Genomic DNA, 2685 nt, shown 5'->3' with positions numbered 1-2685 from the left:
TTTTCCAACAAGGGCTTGCTTAGAAATCTCCGACCCAAGAGCCAAGGCTCCATGAAGCGCCGTATGCTCTCCAACCTCCAAATTTCCAGTTTTTTGAGAGGCACCAATTTTTTCCGCCACTTCCCCAGACAGTTGAGTTATGCCCTGGCGAGCCAAAGTTTCCAGAGGGTTTCCGCCATAAATTACGGTATGGGCTGCCGTATTCTTTGCTAAATTTCCCGCGCTGCCCAGATCCCCTAAGCTTAGCCCTTGCACTGCAAGGCTTTTTCCCGCTGCCTTGAGCATATCCGAGAGCTGGAGGGATTCGTGATTGGCCAGAGACTCCAGACCTCCCTTCTGGATGAAGGCCTGAGCGGACGCTGCAAGCACGCCAGAGGCAATCCCTCCGCTGGCCCCTGCCAGAGCTGCAATGCCCACCCCCAGAGCGGCCTTAAAGGCAGGCTTAAAGGTAGTACGAGGTCTCTGGGATTCTTCAGTAATAGAGGGCACGACCGTGCGGTGGATCTCGGTAAATTCTGGGCGAGGAACGATTTCCATACCCGAGGGACGCTGGCCCGTCTTAGAAACGACTTCCAGGTGCGGCGTATCCACCGCCAAATGACCCTGAACAGAACAGTCCAGGTAGTCCACCCCTTGGCCTTGGTGAGCCTGGGTTTTTTGGAGAATCTTGGTATCTCGGGTCACCGAAACTTTCTCAAATCCATCCTGCCGAAGGGCGGGGCTCAGAAGGAGCTTCTCGCGAGCCTGAATGCTCACCTCCCCCTTAAACTGGGTTCCCTGGAAGGCGCCGCGCTGAAGGCTGAGGTGAAGCCCGAGAGTAAGCAACAGTTTACCGATGCCCAATGCTAATAACCTCCTGGGGGAGAAGGAGCAGCTGGCCCCGGACGTATTGATAACAAGCTAAGCTTTCCTTTGCGGAATCTACATCTTTTTTCGCTCGATTTATTTCTGGTTCGGAATTAGCATTTTTTAGAGTTATTTCGTCTTGCTCTAATATATTTTTCCATTCCGAAATTCCATCCTCCAACAGACTCAACACTAGATCCCGTTTTCCCAAGGGTAAAGCATCCACTATGGGAAGCTTAGGAAATTCTTCCGGCGTAATATAGTCAAAGGTATCGAAAATCATTTTCGACATGAAATAACTTGAAGCCGAGCGAGCCCCAGGATGCAGAAGATGCAAAGAGCGCATTACCCAGGGCATATAAGCTGGACCAAAATCCCAATAATTTGCCACAATTTGTAGCATCATTTCTGTCCAAAGATCTTCCATATCCCAGGACCCCGCCTGTTCCCCTTGAGGAAGAAAGTACCTCATAAGTTCTGGAATGATAGAAGGATCCTTCAATAAGGGAATGGCCTCAAATACATAGAAAAAGGTCCAGGCGGCTCGCTCAAAAATCATGCAACCATCTTCTTCTTGGCGCCAATTAAGGCGCCGCTCTCCTTGATCCCATATCCTAAAATAATAGTTCAGTGCCGAGAGCATATTTTCCTTAGTACCAAAGGTTTTAAACCCCTCCGTCCAATGTTTTTCATCAGAAATGGGGAGATAATCCCCAGAATATTCCGCTGAATAAATTTCATCCAACACATCTTGCAAACACGTATACTTCATGATGGGCCTCCCTTTTTTTTCATCTGTTCTGGAAAAGTTTCTCGATTTTTTCGAAGGGCTTCCAATAATGCATCGTTCAAGTCTTCTCGAACTTCTTGTTGCAAAGCCCCCGGAGGAAGTCTGTCAGGAAGCTTTCGCATGTCTCGAATGCTCACAAATAGAGCTTGGCGAAAATTCTCAAACTCTTGTTTGTTAGCCGTATGGACGTTACCCCGTTGGTGCCATTCTCTGGGAATTAAGATACTAACGCCCGCATCTTCGTGAATATTGGATCGGACAAAAATTTTGTTGTTGTGATGAGTCCCCACGTGGTGACGGGCAGTCCTTCTAAGATTTCCTTTATTACGAGCATCCATAATTTTTTTAAATTTACCATCCCCGTGTCGTCCCACCACGAATTTTTCATTTCTATAATGAGTAAAGTACTGCTGCACCGCCACCTGTTCTGGGACGATGTTAGGGCTCTGAGAAGGCTTTGGAGCCTCCTGAGGGGGGACTTGACCCTGTTGTTTTGTCCGTGCACCGGTTCTTTGCAACTCCGGAGCGGTCTTCATCAGCACCCTGCGTTCTGCCAAAAATCCGTCGCTCAGCGGGTTTAGATAGGCCCCCAGCCCCTCTAGACCCCCTTGCTGGAAAGCATCAAAAGCTCGGCACAGGCGAGAAAAGCCATAACCGATGCCCTTAACCACCACGCGAGCGCTGTGGAATCCCATCTTGCTAAAAGGCTCCGGGTCCGCCTGTTCCGCCATGAGCAACCCCATATCAATCATTTCAGCGATTTCTTTGGCGTCCAAATTTTTGAAAAAGGTGATAAGAGCTTGTTCTGCGGCTTTCCGAAACTCGATTTCCGCCATCAACACGTCCAAATCTTCCGGCATATCAAAGCAATTGTTGCGCAGCGCGATATCCAACGCCTCATCTGCAGCCTGGATATCCTCCGCGTCCTTCCCCGCCAACAACAACCCCGCCGCAGCGATAATTCGAATACCCGCCATGGTTTCGGGAATGGTTTTTGGGTCTTTGATGGCCTCCCCCAGCGCCTCACCGCTGGCCGCTACCCCCGCCGC

3 protein-coding genes are annotated in these 2685 nt (G+C 49.9%); all 3 read right to left on the bottom strand.

What is annotated here, in order from left to right:
- A partial coding sequence (locus tag HCUR_RS00940; protein ID WP_129591805.1) for a hypothetical protein occupies nucleotides 1–843 on the bottom strand: 843 nt, incomplete at its 3' end.
- The gene (locus tag HCUR_RS00935; RefSeq protein WP_104206341.1) at nucleotides 830–1618 is read right to left on the bottom strand and encodes a hypothetical protein; all 789 of its coding nucleotides are present in this window, start codon (nucleotides 1616–1618) and stop codon (nucleotides 830–832) included. The genes HCUR_RS00940 and HCUR_RS00935, both read right to left, overlap by 14 nt.
- Nucleotides 1615–2685: hypothetical protein (locus tag HCUR_RS09415; protein WP_243397233.1), on the bottom strand; the 1071-nt coding region annotated here is incomplete at its 5' end. The genes HCUR_RS00935 and HCUR_RS09415, both read right to left, overlap by 4 nt.

Source organism: Holospora curviuscula (assembly GCF_002930195.1).
In the GTDB taxonomy this organism is placed as follows: Bacteria; Pseudomonadota; Alphaproteobacteria; order Holosporales; family Holosporaceae; genus Holospora; species Holospora curviuscula.
Note: the sequence above shows the minus strand (reverse complement) of the source record. Positions and strands in the feature narration are given on the sequence as shown.

What these genes read in the sequence shown, in the direction of transcription:
- HCUR_RS00935 (WP_104206341.1), bottom strand. Translation starts at nt 1,618, where the DNA reads ATGAAGTATACGTGTTTGCAAGATGTGTTGGATGAAATTTATTCAGCG.